The sequence below is a fragment of the Ectobacillus sp. JY-23 genome, from assembly GCF_023022965.1.
GTDB lineage: Bacteria > Bacillota > Bacilli > Bacillales > Bacillaceae_G > Ectobacillus.
Genome location: NZ_CP095462.1, coordinates 3,865,332 through 3,882,832, shown reverse-complemented (window position 1 = coordinate 3,882,832; position 17,501 = coordinate 3,865,332). Strand labels below are relative to the sequence as shown.

10 protein-coding genes and 1 pseudogene are annotated in these 17,501 nt (G+C 43.7%); 5 read left to right on the top strand and 6 right to left on the bottom strand.

Features of this window, described 5'->3' with window-relative positions; genetic code table 11:
• Positions 1–41 precede the first annotated feature (41 nt).
• The 5 genes and pseudogenes from MUG87_RS19535 to MUG87_RS19515 form a co-directional block, all read right to left on the bottom strand.
• Positions 42–4,157 (bottom strand): S8 family serine peptidase, encoded by a 4,116-nt coding sequence (locus MUG87_RS19535; protein ID WP_247084398.1) that lies wholly within the window; start codon positions 4,155–4,157, stop codon positions 42–44.
• Positions 4,158–4,470: 313 nt separating this feature from the next.
• Positions 4,471–4,737: a DUF1292 domain-containing protein gene (locus MUG87_RS19530; RefSeq protein WP_247084396.1), complete on the bottom strand. Its 267-nt coding sequence runs from the start codon at positions 4,735–4,737 to the stop codon at positions 4,471–4,473.
• Positions 4,738–4,822: 85 nt separating this feature from the next.
• On the bottom strand, positions 4,823–6,559 hold the full coding sequence (locus MUG87_RS19525) for an ABC transporter ATP-binding protein (protein WP_247084394.1): 1,737 nt from the start codon (positions 6,557–6,559) through the stop codon (positions 4,823–4,825).
• Positions 6,552–8,258: an ABC transporter ATP-binding protein gene (locus MUG87_RS19520; protein WP_281503664.1), complete on the bottom strand. Its 1,707-nt coding sequence runs from the start codon at positions 8,256–8,258 to the stop codon at positions 6,552–6,554. The genes MUG87_RS19525 and MUG87_RS19520 overlap by 8 nt, the downstream gene beginning before the upstream one ends.
• A 337-nt stretch (positions 8,259–8,595) precedes the next feature.
• Positions 8,596–8,982: pseudogene (locus MUG87_RS19515) on the bottom strand (M15 family metallopeptidase); the annotation flags it as partial.
• 260 nt (positions 8,983–9,242) lie between these two features.
• Between MUG87_RS19515 and MUG87_RS19510 the strand changes: the two are divergent.
• Complete coding sequence (locus MUG87_RS19510; protein WP_247084393.1) at positions 9,243–9,878, top strand: YczE/YyaS/YitT family protein; 636 nt, start codon at positions 9,243–9,245, stop codon at positions 9,876–9,878.
• Positions 9,879–9,942: 64 nt separating this feature from the next.
• Here MUG87_RS19510 and MUG87_RS19505 read toward each other — a convergent pair whose 3' ends face one another.
• Entirely contained in the window at positions 9,943–10,401 is a 459-nt protein-coding gene (locus MUG87_RS19505; RefSeq protein WP_247084392.1) for a GNAT family N-acetyltransferase, read from the bottom strand.
• A gap of 137 nt (positions 10,402–10,538) precedes the next feature.
• Between MUG87_RS19505 and MUG87_RS19500 the strand changes: the two genes are divergently transcribed.
• From MUG87_RS19500 to MUG87_RS19485, 4 genes are all read left to right on the top strand, one after another.
• Positions 10,539–11,015: a DinB family protein gene (locus MUG87_RS19500; protein WP_247084391.1), complete on the top strand. Its 477-nt coding sequence runs from the start codon at positions 10,539–10,541 to the stop codon at positions 11,013–11,015.
• Between the two features lie 247 nt (positions 11,016–11,262).
• Positions 11,263–11,952: a response regulator transcription factor gene (locus tag MUG87_RS19495; RefSeq protein WP_247084390.1), complete on the top strand. Its 690-nt coding sequence runs from the start codon at positions 11,263–11,265 to the stop codon at positions 11,950–11,952.
• Positions 11,930–14,101 carry a sensor histidine kinase gene (locus MUG87_RS19490; protein ID WP_247084389.1) on the top strand — a complete coding sequence of 724 codons (2,172 nt, stop codon included), beginning with the start codon at positions 11,930–11,932 and terminating at the stop codon, positions 14,099–14,101. Before MUG87_RS19495 ends, MUG87_RS19490 begins: the two co-directional genes overlap by 23 nt.
• A gap of 609 nt (positions 14,102–14,710) precedes the next feature.
• Positions 14,711–17,494, top strand: coding sequence for a 2-oxoglutarate dehydrogenase E1 component (locus MUG87_RS19485; RefSeq protein ID WP_247084388.1), 2,784 nt, complete (start codon positions 14,711–14,713; stop codon positions 17,492–17,494).
• Positions 17,495–17,501: the final 7 nt, after the last annotated feature.

Below are 17,501 nucleotides of genomic sequence, written 5' to 3'. Positions count from 1 at the left end.
CATCATGTGCACAACCAGGTGCTCACCCACTGCTTCTATATCTAATTCTGCATTCCCAATGCTCGTAACACATCATCCAGCGTTTTTCCTTCGTATGTGTCCACCGGATTTGTGTGCCCCGGTACGTACGTATTTACAGCTAAATAATGATTGATAACAAATTGCATATCCACTGCGTTTACAGTGCCGTCATAGTTAATATCAGCGCTGCGTTCCGACGTTCCCCATGCATGTTGAATAGCAATAGCATCCATGATGTCGATTACATGATCTCCGTTCACGTCACCACCCATGGTTTGCGCGTAGAAAATATATGTCCAAAGCCCTGCCGCATTTCCCTTATACGTTTGCATCAGGTGAGTGACATCAACTTGTCGTTCAAAATGACCCGGCACCTTCACAATGACTTTAAATGCTTCATTCGTTAACGGAAGATTTTTAAAGAAATATCTAGCTCCGCTGTTAACTTCCGCATCGTAGCGAGTTCCATCCGGTCCGATTGCATATACCTGTGCACCTATTTTCGAATGGTCTCTCCCATAATCTAGCCATGCATTCTTCATAAAGCCATCCGGCAGGAATCCACCTTCAAGCTGCGATACTGTCGGGATGATGTTGATGCCTTGCGCAAATCCTTTTACATCTACAATGCTTTGATTCCAAACTGATGCTTTTGCGGATTTGAATTGGATATTGGATATCCATTTGATGTAAGACTGTGGGTGATCTTTCACTTTCAAAGTTACATCCACAATTGGCAAGTCCTCCGGTAATGACTGCGATGGTGTTCCCTGCAAAAGCGCTCCTACACGCACCAACGCGTTGCCTCCAGAGACCCCAGCGTCCTCTCTAATCAATTGTGTCTGCATGTTGTTTGCCTGTGCAGTTTGTACGAATGCATCGTGAAGCTTCACATCTTGTAAATCAAATGTGTCTTTCGGATACATCAATGTAAAATCCCCGCCCAACACATCCTTGATATTTTCCATAGACAGTGTCAATGTCACTGCATCTCCGTACTTCGCATCATGCTTATTTGGTGTGATTTTAGCGTAAGGAATACCTTTTTTTACCAGTGTATATGTGAAATCCGGATGGTCCTGAATACCATTCACTGAATAATCCAATACCTGTAACGTTGTACGCTTACTGTCTTGTCCTGCGTTTAATGTAGTCTGAAATGTAAAGTTTCCATTTTCATCAAGTGGCAGTGCTAATGGTCTTGCACCACTATTAAGTACATTGACCATATTTTTGGATTGGTTAAAGTTGAAACCATACTTGTTCATCATTTCAATATGCGAATCAAAGACGCTTCCGTCTACCTGCAGCCCTTTCTCATCAACTTCATATATACCGCCCGGTTGCTTCATTTTTATGTCGGGAATGGTATTTTCAATAAAGAAGCTATCCGATTTCTTAAACGTTTTTCCTTGCTGATTAGTAGCAACAATCTCTACCTCATACCTTCCTGGAGGCGCAAGTACTTTGGAGTAACCCACCGGCTGCTTCGGATTTCCTGTGAACGGAAAATATAGGCCCACAAAACCAAATTCCATTCCATACTCAATATCCTCGTTAAAGGAACCTGTTCCAGCTTCAATAATCCCCATTGCTTCTCCTGTATCTGCATTTTTCAAGACAATGTCAACTGCCTTCATTGGGCTACTTAAAGAGAAAGTGATTGGTGTATATCCCATGTAACCTGTATTCATATCTCTTCGTGTTGTGAAGGATTTAAAATGTGCCGTGACATTTTCAACTCCCTCCTTCATTTTTTTGAAGCCGAATGGTATTTGATACACTTCATTTGGATCTTGCTTGTTTGTCAAATACACATACCCACCGTACATGCCCATTTCTGCTTCAGCTGGAATGAAAAGCTCTGCACGAATTGCTTTCGAATTGTTGCTCGGGATAGAAAATGTTTTTGGAACCTGAAGCGCTACACCGTTTTTAGCCCCATCCTTTAGTCCTGCAGCTCCTTTTTGATATTCAACTTTAATATCAAATGCCTTCGTTTTACTGCTTCGATTCGCAATGCTTATTAGTCTTTCATCTCTGTTTCCTTTTGGAGAAGCAATCTGTGCGCCAAAACTTAAAGAGCCTGTCTTTTCTTGGACAACAACTGTTTCACCGTCGCGAATGGTTTCTGTTTTGTCAATAACTTCGATGTCCGTTTTGGCGTGAGCTGCTTCATAAACATCGATTCTACCAGCTCCAACCTCGAAAACATTGTATACTCCGTTCATTTCATCAGCTGTACTCATCAATGCCGTTTTAACATCCTTTGGTTTATAATTCGGATGCTTTTGCAGCAACAAAGCGGCAGCTCCTGCCACATGCGGTGCGGCCATGGAGGTTCCTGAATTTCGTGCATATGCATACTTGTAATCATTTTGATAAGCCGGTCCGTTCATATATGCCGGTACGCTCGAATATACCGCAACACCAGGTGCTGTAACCTCTGGTTTAATATCATAGTTTGATCGTACTGGACCTCTAGAACTAAAGGGTGCCAGTCTGTCACCTTGAGACTGTACTTCTCCTAACTTTTGGAACGTAAAGGTTGCGCCTTGTCCAAGCTTCGCCAGCATCGCCAGCCCTTGTTCATTAGTCATAGAGAAGGCTGGAAGAAAGCTCATCGATTCTCCAAAGTAATAAGGAAGATGGCCTTCCTGCGGGTTATTGTTATAGATAAACGCCGCCTTTGCTCCCTTTGCTTTAGCCGTCTTAATCTTTTGGTCAATACCAATATCACCGCGCTCAATCAGCACGATTTTTCCTGTTACATCTTTTCCGTTATAATCCGCATCTTTCCCTTTTCCAGCCGCAATAATAGGGAGACTCTGACCAACCAAATCCGCTATATTGTCTGTATAGTTTCTAGAAAGCAATCGCAATTCCGAAAATACAGTGCTTCCGCCCGCTGCCGCCAGTGTTCCTTCTGTACTGCTGACAGTAATGGGGTAGTCACTTGCACCAACAGATATAGCGAATGCAGATGTTGCAGGCGTACCAATCGTATACAGTCCGTTTGCTCCGTTGTTACCATTTGCGATGACTGCAACAGTTCCAGCTAATGAAGCATTGTTAATAGCAATGGCAATTGGATCGAGCGGATCGTTATGATCGCTTCCTAACGATAAGTTAATGACATCCATACCATCGGCCACAGCACGGTCGATAGCGGCGATAATGCCACCTGTCGCGCCTGAACCATATGGACCGAGTACTTTATACGCATATAAATCTACACCTGGCGCTACTCCTTCTACTGCTACGTCCGCCGCATTTTTTGCTTGTCCAGCAATGGTACCTGCCACATGGGTACCATGCGCTGTATAATACATGCTACCAGTGGTAGGATGCTTCTCTGGTTGACCGGAGGCTTTCCAATCTTCGTAGGTTGTTTCCATCGGGTCTGCATCATTGTTAATAAAATCATAGCCGCCCCGGTACACATCCTTTAAATCAGGGTGGTTATAATCAATCCCGGTATCCAAGACTCCAACCTTAACGCCTTTTCCAGTGACCCCTTTTTCATGAAGCTGTTTTGCACCAATATGTTCCACACTATCTGCAGCTGGTGATGAAGAGGTGGCTTGTCCATCTGTTTGAACCGGGGGATCGATATGTACCTCCGTGTTGCTCCAGACGGCTTTGACGCCATCTATTGCGATTAGCTCCTGGGCTTGATTAGCAGGAATTTGCATGGATACTCCATTAAAGGCATGACGGAATTCACGCTGCACTTGTATACCCGCTTTTTTCTTCAGCTTTGCTCCAAGTTGCTGACGGAAGATGTGATGTGCCTTGTCAGCCTTATCTCTAGCAACCTTCGCATCTAGCTTTTTCCCTTTTGCTGCTGCTTTCTCAACAGCTACCTGGGCAGGATCTTCACGGAATTGAACAATTACATCTATTAATTTGTCGCTAGTTGTATCAATTGATGGAGAAATATGAAGACCATCTTGTTCATTGATTTGCGCTTGCTGAATGCGCTCGCGTTCTGCATCCGTTATGTATGCTACATAGTTTTCTACATCTTTAATCGTCGTATGTTTTTCTATTGCGAACGTAGAAACTGTATTTGGCAACAATAAACTTGTTGCTAAAAAACTAGTGGATAAGACCTTAAGCCACTTCCCCTCCATTAGAACGCCCCCTCATTATTGATTACATTTGAACTACTAACCTAGTACACTTCCTGATTCATATCTATCGTATCACGCTTATAATAGTATGAAAATTGGGATAATTTTGATAAAAAACCACCTGATTGTTTCATAAAAAAAGGAAATTCCTATGTAGGAATTTCCTTTTCGTTTTATTTTTTAATTACAATTTGGGGGAATCATTGGTTAAAATCTTTCCTAAAGCTATTCATCCATTTCTTCTATAAGCTTTTATGTTCTATTTGCCAACACCGTATACAAAAAGAAAAAGCGCCGCAATCGGCGCTTTTTCTTATACTTCCTCGCTTGTTACTCGCTCAAATTCTGCTGATACCTTTTCAAACTCTGTATCGTCTTCAATGTAAGACAATTCGCCGTTCTCTTCTACTTTAAACAAGAACACGTCCATTTCTTCTTCCGTTGTCGATTGGATATCCTCCAGAAGACCTACGGCGATATATGCATGACCTTCTACGTGCATCGTGCCCAATACCTCTACCTCTTGCTCTTCGCCCTCGTCACCGATTGCAAAAATGTCGCCTACTTTGATTTCTTCCATATCGACCGCTCCTTTCGTTTCTTGCCAAGTTAGAATGTTACCCTTTCATCTTACGTTATCGAGCGCACATATACAAGCATATGCTTCACTGATAGTATTGATGCAATCTTTCATACAAACCGCCGCTCTCTACCAACTCTTCATGAGAGCCCTGCTCTATCACTCGTCCCTCTTGTAAAACGACGATATGATCGGCCGTTCGAATCGTATTAAGGCGATGTGCGATAATAAAGCAGGTGCGCCCTTTCATCAGCCTTGCAAGCGCCTGCTGTACGTGTTGCTCCGTCAGTGTATCAATACTGCTAGTTGCTTCATCTAACACAAGAATAGCTGGCGCGGCAAGCATGACCCGTGCAATCGCCAGCAGCTGTCTTTGTCCTTGACTGATGCCGCTGCCGTCGGGACCGATTACTGTATCGTAGCCATTTGGGAGCTTACTGATGAATGCATGCGCCCCCGCCATATGTGCTGCTGTAACTACTTCTTCCTCAGTTGCATCCAAACGACCATAGCGAATATTTTCACGTATACTGCCGGCAAGCAGTACTGTATCCTGCAATACAAAGCCCATCTGTCGCCGTAAACTTTCACGCGTAATGTTCTTAATGCTTTGACCATCAATACGAATATCACCTGCCGCCGGCTCATAAAAGCGAGATAATAATCCTGTGATAGTTGTTTTACCGGCTCCGGTCGGACCGACAAACGCAACCGTTTCACCCGGATGTGCTCGAAAACTGACATCCGTTAAGGTCTCTTCTTCGCCATAGGAAAATGAAACATTTATAAACTCCACATGCCCTTGTAGCTTCTCGACTTCACGAGCACCTATTTCATCTTCCTCCGGCTCTTCATCCAATGTTTCAAAAACACGTTCCGCACCTGCAATCGCTGATAATAGCGTGTTGAACTGATTTGCCAAATCATTGAGCGGTCTTGTAAATTGGCGTGCATACTCGGCAAAAATGACGATGGTTCCAACTGTGACCATACCGCGGAGCGCGAGCACACCGCCGATACAAGCGATAACGGCAAAGCTACCATTATTGAGTACGTTCATCAATTTGGGAATAAAGCCGGAAAACACCTGAGCCCAATAGCCTGTTTTTTTCAGTTTTTCATTCTTTTCCATAAACAGCTTGATAACACGCTCTTCCTGCGAAAAGATTTGCATCACCGATTGTCCTGATACCATTTCTTCTACAAAGCCGTTTATTTCGCCTAAATTTCGCTGCTGTTGTTGAAATAGCGGACCTGTTCGTGCCGTAATCCATGTCATACCGGCAAACAATAACGGGACAATCATCATGGTAAGCAGTGTTAATAGCGGGCTTAGCCATAGCATTACAGAAATAGTCCCGATGAGCGTAATCACACTCGATACAACTTGAATGACTGAACTGTTCAAAGTAGAGCTGATATTTTCTACATCATTAACAGCACGGCTCATGATTTCCCCATGCTGCCGCTTATCAAAATACGGCAGCGGTAAACGGTGCAAATGGCGAAACAATTGGCGACGCAGCTTAGATACTGTATCCTGTGAAACATGAATCATCCAATAGCTTTGCAAAAAGAGGGAGGCCGCATACAGAAGATATACCGCAAAAAGTCCCAAAAGCAATGACATAAGCCCTTCTGGTTGTTTCGTCACAATATAAAGGTCAATCGCTTTTCCGATTAGAAACGGACCCAAAAGACCAAGACCGGAGCTTAATACAACAAGAAAGAAGACAATAAATAGCTTGCTTCTTTGCTCATCCACATACCCCCATAAACGGTGTAAGGTTTGTTTCCAATCGTTCGGCTTTTTGTTAGACATGCGCAGCACCTCCTAATTGTGATGTGTGCATGTCTCGGTACAATTGCGATGTACGAAGCAACTGGCCGTGCGTACCTTGTGCAGCAACACGTCCGTTCTCAAGCAGAACGATGCGATCGGCTCTCCTTGCTGTGCTGACCTTTTGTGTAATAAGAAAGGTTGTACAGTGATAAGCTTGAATAGCTGTGAGCAAGCGAGATTCGGTTTCTGTATCAAGGGCGCTCGTACTGTCATCAAGCAACAGCAGCTTCGGCTTTCTCACGAGCGCACGCGCAATGGCGATCCGCTGCTTTTGACCACCGGATAAGTTCACACCTCTTTGTCCGATTACGCTATCGTATTGGTGCGGCATGTTTATGATTGTGTCATGAATTTGCGCAGCCTTTGCCGCTTGTATGATTTCTTCGTTGGTTGCCTCGCTGTTTCCCCACGCAATATTATCACGTATGCTTCCTGTAAATAACAGTGATTCCTGTGGGACCATACCAATTGCCTGTCTGACACTTTTTGCATGAAGTGATTGAATCGGGTGCCCATCTATATACACATCCCCTTGTTTTACATCATATAATTTGACCAGCAGTTGCAGGAGCGTTGTTTTACCTGCACCGGTCTCTCCCATAATAGCAATGGTTTGACCCACTCCTGCTGCAAACGATACATCCTGCAGGGCATACGAGTCTGTCTCAGGGTATTGGAAGAACACATTGCGAAATGCAACACTTCCCTGTAACGATACCTTCATCCCCTTTTCTTCTTTCTCCTCCGCTTCTAATACTTCTCCAATTCGTCCAGCTGAGGCAAACGCACGAGAATAAGCCATAATAATAAAGGAAAATACCGAAAAAACAGAGGTAATACGGAGTGCATAATTGACAATGGCAACGACCTCTCCAACCTGCGCATCTCCAGCTGAAACACGCACGCCGCCAAACCAAAGGATTACTAAAATGGCTGTATTCATAAACAGAAGCAAAACGGGCATTGTTGCTTCTAGTGTTCGCAATGATGTAATGGTACGTTGACGCAATTCCCCGTCTGCCCTGTCAAAGCGTTTTGTTTCGTATGTACGACGCGAAAAACCACGAATAAAACGCATGGAAGCTACATTAAAGCGCATAACGCTATTTACGTCGTCCAGCTTTTCTTGTACAACGCGAAACAACCCCCGTCCTCTTCTCAGCATCCACCTCAAAAAGAGGAACAACGGCGGGACTGTCACAAGAAGCGCAAAAGCTAGGTGCAAATCAAGGATGCATGCCATAACAATGCTACCTACTAGTAATAGGGGGGCACGCATGGCAATGCGCAGACTCATAAATAACGTATTTTGGAGCTGCGATACATCGCTTGTCAAACGCGTCACAAGAGTAGCAGCGGGAAAACGCTTCGCTTCTTGCACCGACAGGGATTGTACTTTTGAAAATGTCGCATGCCTCACATCGTGACCGAAGCCTTGGCTAACATGAGCAGCAATAAACGAGTTTGCAACACCGGACGCAAAGGCAAGCAAGGACATCAGCAGCATAATTCCGCCCCATGTTAACACCTTCCGCAAGTCATTCTCCATTATGCCTTCATCAATAATTTTTGCCATAAATAATGGATGTAGCAATTCAACCCCAAGCTCCACCAGCATACAGAAAAGAGCTGTTATCGCCGCAAATCGGTATGGTTTGATATATCGTAATACATGCAAAAAAATCTCCTCCCTATTTTGATGTATGTAGAAAACGAATGAAAAATCCATCACAACGATGGATTCTTCATCCGTCTTACTTTTGCGCTTCTCCGTATGTCAAATGATAGCCACGCGTTTTTAACTCAATCACGAGTTGCTTCGCATTTTCCAGATCTGTTTCAATCACGAACAAATATGGATCGTTTTCCGCTGGTTGTTGATTCGGTCCATATGCCTTTAAGTTTACACCTTTAGCTTGGTAGCCTCTACCCTCAAACTCGCGCACAAGACCACGAGCCTGCCAAAATGCAGTATTTGGTATGATTACCTTATAGGGCGGGCTATCCAGTACTTTATCCGTTCCATAGCCTTTGTAGTTAAACTGCAAGTGGGGATTGTCAACAAAATCCGTCCAATCTCCACCCCACTCAAAGCCTAAGCTTTTCGCGTACGCGATGGCAGAACGATATGGCTCTTGTAAATACGCGCTGCGGCTCCATTCATCTTTTCCGTTAATGATGGGAACAAAATCCAAAGCCTGCCCAACTAAATGATACGACTGCATAGTACGTGATACACCTTGCGCTACATACTGACGTTGACGTTCCACTGTACGAATGGTTTCATATATTAAGATATCAGCTTTGTTATTAATACAATATTGATACCACTTATAAGCGGCAGCCTTTGTGTTGGGAGCAAGTTGATCAAGGTTTGTACGGTTACGCTTGTCATATGTCATTTGAAATGCCATGTTACATCCTCCTTTTTAAAAATGGTCTGCCAAACCTGCGTGATTTACAAACATGTATATCACTGTTGTATCATACGCACTTGAGAGGTCAGACGTACTAGGACAAGCAACCATTTAGCGTTTGCTCATTATACATATATATAAAGATAAAACGAGAGAAATGGAGAATATTAAAAATAATCCCCCATTTCCAGCGCATTCCCTTATAATAAATGATTGGAACGACACAATATAAAGGGAGTCATGACATGAAAAGCAGCAAGATTTTACTGTTCCTAACAGGTATTATGGTACTTACACTCGGCATCAGTCTCACGATTAAAGCAAATGTTGGACTAGGCGCATGGGATGCACTCGCAGTAGGACAAGCGCAAACATTCGGCTTTACTGTAGGCACCTGGATGATTATTAATCAAACGGCGCTTTTGTTTATCAACGCTTGGCTTTTAAAGGAGCGTCCGCAATTTTTGGCCGCCATTACATTTGTATTAATCGGTTTGTTCGTTGATTTCTGGCTATTGCAGGTATTCCCAAACTGGCAACTAGATGGAATGACACTGCGCTGGGGCGTTCTGCTTCTTGGGATCATTGTTATTGGTCTCGGGGCTGGGATGTACTTACAGGCTGAAATGCCCATGCTAAATCCCATCGATATGTTTATGATGGCACTGAAAAAGCGATTCAACGTGAGCTTAATGACAGCCAAAACGCTTGGTGAACTCGTTGCCCTTGTGTTGGCATTTATCTTACAAGGTCCTATTAACCTCGGCACACTCTTGATTACAGTTATCATCGGACCTGTTGTGCAATTCTTCTTTAAGCAAGTTGGGCGTATCAAGCGAAAGTTTAGCAGTACAGCTACAAGCCATACATCTGCAGGTTAACTTTTAAAAGGCGACGTGGCAGGCACAGGATATCTCATGAGGGTGAGGATAAATCACCCTCTTTTTATAACGGCTTATATACCATTTGCCGATGCAGCTGGAACCCTCTTTTTTCGTAAAACATGCGGGCCTGTGTGTTATCTATCCAGTAGTCAAGATCTATTCGTTTCATTCTCTCTTCGCGCGCTAATTCTTCAATTGCCGCCAGCAGCGCTGAGCCATAGCCTTTTCCATGCACATCGGCATGTATGCTAATTTGATGAATATATAATGTTGCTTCCGCTTTTTTAAACGCATTTGCAGGACGGTGCTTCACTTCAACCCAAGCATAGCCAATATCCTTTTTATCTACTAAGACAAGAAATACCATTTCTGGTTTCTTGACCATTTCTTTAAAAAATACAGCTACCTCTTCATATTGATAGGGCTGAAACACCTCGGGATACAAGTTAGCATGTAAGGTTTGCACTGTTTCATTCAGTCTTGCAATTTGTTCGTGATCCTTTGTTCGTATTATTCTCATAGCATCTTCTCCTATTTTCTTAACAGTTTACTAGATGAAGTATTAAATGAAAAGTAAAAAAATTCAATCAAAACACTAGAACATTCGTTCTTTTTTGTGATAGTATTTAAAAAAACAGATGAGAAAAGAGGGTATCCATGCATATACAACAAACTCTTGCTACATTTGAGGAATTTGCCGCTTGGCTCCGCTCCTTACAGATGGAACCTGCATTTTGGGAAAGATCGATTACCGAGGGAAAGTGGGAAGTACGAGACGTAATTGCTCACTTGCTCCATTGGGATGAGTATTTACTGACTCATACGTTGCCGGCTGTGAGAAGAGGAGAAGATATACAGTTTCCAGATTTCGATACATACAACCATGCGTCTCTTTGCTACCGTGAATTGTCGCAGCAAGACGTACTGAACCAAGCAGCGGCCACACGCGAGCAACTTGTTTACGAACTGCGAAATATGCAAGTTGACGCATTATGCGCCCACATTTCCGTTAACAACGTTTCACATGATGCACATACCGGCGCCCCCTATTCCCTGCTCCATATCATTGACGAGTTTATTCACCATGACCGCCATCATCAAAAGCAAGTACTCTCTGTCATCCAAACGGCTTAGTTTGGATGATTTTCTTTTTCCTTAGACTGTATTCAAGTCATATGTTGCTAGTTGGCACTGGTTAATCGGAGTGAAGATGGCTCTTTGATTGGTCGCGGAAAGCGAACCCCCGTAACGGAAATCAACACCGAACTTTATGTAACACCATCTTTCCTTAAGAAACTCTTAAGAAATTCCCTAAACTGTTATTAAGATTTGTTTCCTATACTAAAACACATGATATACTTTCGAAAGGAGTGTGATACGTATGGACAAATTTACAATTCTGGTCGTCGACGATGATGAAGAGATTCGCAATGGCATTGAAATTTATTTACGAAACGAAGGCTTTCATGTTTTAAAGGCAAAAGACGGCATTGAAGCGCTGGATGTTGTAATGACACATGATATTCATCTCATCTTACTGGATATTATGATGCCGCGCCTTGATGGCATTTCCGCAACCTTTAAAATACGCGAGCAAAAAAACATTCCCATTATTATGCTGAGCGCCAAAAGCGAACAAGCCGACAAAGTACTCGGTCTGCAGGTCGGGGCCGATGACTATGTTACCAAACCGTTTAATCCGCTTGAGCTTATCGCCCGTGTTAAATCACAACTGAGACGCTATGTAAACCTTGGAACCTACAACGGTACAAGGAGCATTGATTTAAACGGTCTGTCACTTGATCAAGCCGCCAAAACGGTAACCATACACGGCGAGCCCGTCAAGCTGACACCACTTGAATATAAAATTGTCGAGCTGCTGATGACCCATGCAGGACGCGTATTTTCCATTCATGAAATTTACGAGCGCGTCTGGCGCGAGCCATCCTTCAACCCGGAAAACACGGTCGCCGTACATATCCGGAACATCCGTGAAAAAATTGAAATCAATCCAAAAAATCCAAAATATTTAAAGGTGGTGTGGGGTGTTGGCTACAAAATGGAAAAGTAGTGTAAAGACACTGATTTGGCTGTTAGTAGTCGGTCTTGGCTGTACCGGAACGTTTTCACTCTTGCTAGATGGAATCAATTTTACGTATAAAACGTATTTTGATACGCCGCAATTTGAAGGAGAAAAGCAAAACTACTTATCTTCACTTTCTGAATTGGAGCTTAACTATGTACCAAAGGAAGAAGCGAAACAGCAAATCAAGGTGACAGCGGAAGAGATTCACGAACATCGTTATCGATACGGTGATTTGAATGAACAAATCGGCAATATTACCGCGCAGTATGAGGATAAAATAAATAGCAGTCCAACGCCTGAAGTTGCGGGGTTATATAAAACAGAACGCGACGCCAAAATCGCAGATATCACTAAAAACTTTCAAGATGATGAACATGTGCGCGCTAAGGTTGTAAAAGAAAAGGAAAAAAAGCTGGATGAATACTATCAAAATTTGGAAAACACACGACCCGAATACAAGCAGTATGATAAAAGCTTTAAATACTTTTTAACCAATACGGTTACTGGTAAAGTGCATACGAATTTGAATGTAGAAGATTATAGTGCTGCGCAAAAATTACTGGCTCCACGTGATATGCTCTGGAAAGAAACATACGACGGAAAGAAAACACTTCAGTTAAATTCTTATTTTGACAACCAATCGTTAACAGGAGGCCAATTTCAAGGAATAATTGCTGTTCCAAAGTGGACGGATGAATTTTCACATATCGTTGAGACAGCTTCTTACTATAAAAAACAGCAGCAACGCTTTTTTATCTATACAGGTGTATCTGTTCTTTTATTAATTGCTGGATTATATGCAGCAAAGTTTGCGCGTCCATTTGTGCCTATCGCTGCCCTACGACCGTATTATAAGAAAGTACCTTTTGACATTAGACTTGGCGCATTTGCTTTTACGTTATTGCTTGCTTTTGTGTTCATTATAGGTGAGCGCCCATTTATGTATTACGAGATTCATTATACTCCTGCAAATCGTATGTTTTTTAGCATTCTTGCCTCTACCTGTCTCATCGCCGCTACGCTGCCACAAGCATGGGTATTATGGAAAGAGTGGCGTGAGGAATCTATCCCTACGTTATGGCAGCGCACCTGGTGCTATCATATCTTAGAATTCATACAAAAAGTATTTTTTGTCCGCAGTGTTGGCATGCAGATTGTAATCTTGATGGGCTTGTTATTCACACTTGGGTTTAGTGCTGTATTTGTCGCAGTGCAATCCGGTCTCATTATCGTCTATATGCCGTTTGTTTTGCTCGTAGGCGTGCCCATTTTTCTATATATCTTAAAGCAAACCGCCTATTTTAACGAAATTTTTACGGCTGTTAAAGAAATTGCAGGCGGTAACTTACGCGCGGATTTACCGGTGAAGGGGCGTTCCCCGCTTGCTTTCTTGGCTGCAGATATTAATATACTAAAAAACAATGTATCATTTTCGCAAAAAGAACAAGCAAAAAGTGAGCGTCTCAAAACAGAGCTGATTACAAATGTCAGTCATGATTTACGCACACCGCTTACATCGATTATTACGTATACCGATTTATTGAAATCATCAAATTTAACAGAAGATGAACGCAGCGCCTACGTCCAAGTGCTTGACCGGAAGTCGAAGCGACTAAAGGTGTTGATTGATGATCTATTTGAGGCTTCTAAGATGATGAGCGGCAATATTGAACTTGCCTTAGAGCAAGCGGATATTGTCCAGCTCCTGCAGCAGTCGCTTGCGGAGCACGATGATAACATCTCACAATCTACCCTACAATTCCGTGTTACCCAAAGCGAGAATCAAATTTTCGCTGTAGTAGACGGTCAAAAAATGTGGCGGGTGTTTGATAACTTAATTAGCAACATTTTAAAGTACTCTCTGGAACACTCTCGTGTATACATTAACGCCACAAGCGTCGGTGAAGATGTAACTATCACATTTAAAAATGTCTCTAAATACGAGCTCGGCGGCAATACAGAGGAGCTGCTCGAGCGCTTCAAGCGCGGTGACACATCGCGTCACACAGATGGCTCTGGCCTAGGTCTTGCCATTGCCAAGTCCATCGTTGACCTGCACGGCGGCGAGCTCGACATTGAACTCGACGGCGATCTATTCAAGATTACCATCACATTACGAAAAAGCGTCCGATAACGGACGCTTTTTTTATAATAACGGAAACAAATAAAGAAATGAAACAGAGTCTTTACCAACTTCCATCTGCGTCTTCCCCACACAAACACTGACCGCTCCTACCTGCTCCCCCCTAACCAGCTTTAGAACGCTCCGCTACGTGTTGGTCTTACAAGGCACTTGCATCTCTTACACCATGCCTTTTCTTCTCTCCTACTAAAAAAGAAAAAGGTTTTTCCTTTATTAATTTTCACTAAATTCATAGTCTTTATGCAATTTACCTCTTTATACTTTCCTAAAAAGCTGTATAATATAAATGCAAACGCTTACTATATTAGTATATGTATAGAGTTTGCATTTATTATTGTAATACTATTTTTAAGGGGACTTAGAAATTTGGGCAGCTACTACGCCCCACGTCTTGTACGACATGCTATGAAGATGGACAAACCTTCTCATTGGAAAGGATTCCAACTCGTGATAAGATTTTGCGAATGCTTTCTTACAAAATAGATAAGTAATAGTTTTTGGTAAATATTAATTATTCTGATAACATGAGAGTATAAGGGATATTCATCAACACATCACCGGCAAGACAGAAACACGCACGAACTTAGGAGGTTTTGTTGGATGACAAAACAAACAAATGGAAACCCGTGGCTGAAGTTCCACGGTCCAAACCTTGGCTATGTAATTGAACAATATGATCTCTTTTTAAATGGTGAAGCGGTAGACGCAGAGCTGCAGGAGTTGTTTACAACATGGGGCGCACCGCCTGAAACAAATACAGCAGCACCAGAAACAGCGCCGCAAGCATTTGACGGCACAACACTTTTAGCGGCAGCACGACTGCTTGATGAGATTCGCTCACAGGGTCATCTTTATGCTGATTTAAATCCACTAGAGCGGACAAACGCACAAGTTCCTCTTAATGGTCTTAGTGAAGCAGATTTGAAAGCGATTCCAGCTACTGCGGTATGGAACGAAGCACCGCAGCATATTCGCACTGCTTGGGATGCAGCTCTTCATCTGCAGCAAGTATACACGAGCACATTAGCATTCGAGTTCGCACATGTACAAGATAAGGCAGAGCGCACTTGGCTACAGCAGCAAATTGAAACTGTGCCGCAATCTATCAGCAATGAAACACGTATTGCGGTTTTAAAACGATTAACAGCCGTAGAGGGCTTTGAACAATTTTTGCACAAAACCTTTGTTGGTCAAAAACGCTTCTCCATTGAAGGGGTAGATATGCTCGTTCCTATGATGGATGAGTTGATTTCACACGGTGCAAAGCAAGGTGTACAGGATGTTGTCATCGGTATGGCGCACCGCGGTCGTTTGAGTGTGCTTGCGCATGTACTAGAAAAGCCGTACAGTGTAATGTTCACGGAGTTTCAAAACTCAAAAGCGCAGGCAGCTGACGCTTGGACGGGCGATGTAAAGTACCACCTTGGTAAAGAGCACATGGTCGGCGGCACACGTGTAACACTTGCCAACAATCCAAGTCACTTGGAATTTGTTGATCCGGTTGTAGAAGGCTTTGCACGCGCAGCGCAGGAAAACCGTGAAAAAGCTGGCGAACCTACGCACGATGTATCAAAAGCATTTGCAATTTTGGTGCACGGGGATGCGGCATTCCCTGGTCAAGGTATTGTCGCTGAAACGCTGAACCTTGGCAGATTGAATGGCTACCGAACAGGCGGTACGATTCACCTCATTGCCAACAACATGGTCGGCTTTACAACAGACAGCTATGACTCTCGCTCCACTCGCTATGCGAGCGACCTTGCAAAAGGGTTTGACATTCCAATCATACACGTAAACGCGGATGATCCAGATGCATGTTTACAGGCCGCTTCCCTAGCATACCGCTACCGCGAAACGTTCCAAAAGGATTTTGTTATCGACTTAGTTGGTTACCGCCGCTACGGTCACAACGAAATGGACGATCCGGCTGTAACACAGCCGCTTGTATATAAAAAAGTAAGCAAACACCCGACAGTCCGCGCATTGTACGCGAAGCAATTGCAGGAATCAGGTGTATTGAAAAATGAAGAAATTGAAACAATCTCCGCATTTGTACAGGAGCATTTAAAATCTGAGTACGCGCTGGTTGGACCGAAAACAACAGGAAACGCGAGTGCGGACGTGAAGATGCCAGATGCTGTCGCGAACGGCATTCCAAACTTGCCGACAAGTGTTCCGGCAGAAACATTGCGTGAAATCAATGCAGCGATGCTTGATTGGCCTTCTGATTTCCGTGTTTATCCTAAAGTGAAAAAGATCTTGGAGCGCCGCGAGCAAGCGTTAGTGGAAGGTAAAATTGAATGGGCGCATGCTGAAGCATTGGCATATGCAACCATTTTACAGGACGGTACGCCAATTCGCTTAACAGGTCAAGATTCACAGCGCGGTACATTCGCGCATCGCCACATTATGCTACATGATACGGAGACAAACGAAACGTATTCACCGCTTCATCGCATTCCAGGCAGCAACGCTTCCTTCACAGTCCACAACAGTCCGCTTTCAGAAGCTGCAGTTGTCGGCTTTGAATACGGCTACAATGTGTTTGCGCCGGAAACTCTGGTACTTTGGGAAGCACAGTACGGTGACTTCGCCAATACCGCACAAGGTTTGTTCGATCAATTTGTATCAGCAAGCCGCGCAAAATGGGGACAAAAATCTGGTCTTGTTATTTTACTTCCGCACGGCTATGAAGGCCAAGGCCCAGAGCACTCTAGTGCACGTCCGGAGCGCTTCCTGCAGCTTGCCGCAGAGAATAACTGGACAGTAGCAAATCTAACAAGCGCAGCGCAATACTTCCACATTTTACGCCGTCAAGCGATGAGCCTCGGCAAAGATTATGTACGTCCGCTTATCATTATGACGCCAAAGAGCTTGCTTCGTAACCCGCTGACAACCTCGCCTGCTGAAGCATTAAGTAAAGGTAGCTTTGAAGCGGTGCTGGAGCAGCCAGGTCTTGGCAAAACGGATAAAGTGAAGCGCCTTGTTTTAACAACTGGTAAGATGGCAATTGACTTGGCTGCGGAAGTGGAGTCCAATAAGGAACTGCAGCTTGATGAACTGCACATCGTGCGCGTTGAAGAGCTATATCCATTCCCGAAAGAAAAAATTCAAGAAATCATGAAGCGTTACCCGAACCTGACAGAAATCGTATGGGTACAGGAAGAACCAAGAAATATGGGTGCTTGGCATTACCTCGCACCGACGCTGTTTGAAATGGCGGAAGGCAAAAAGGTTGGCTATATTGGCCGTCCAGATCGCTCCAGTCCATCTGGCGGTGATCCATACGTGCATAAGGCGGAACAAGATGTTATCATCAGCTGCACGTTACGCGTGGGTCAAACAGAGCCGACAGCGCTCGAAAAAGAATTCGTTCATATGTAACAGAGCG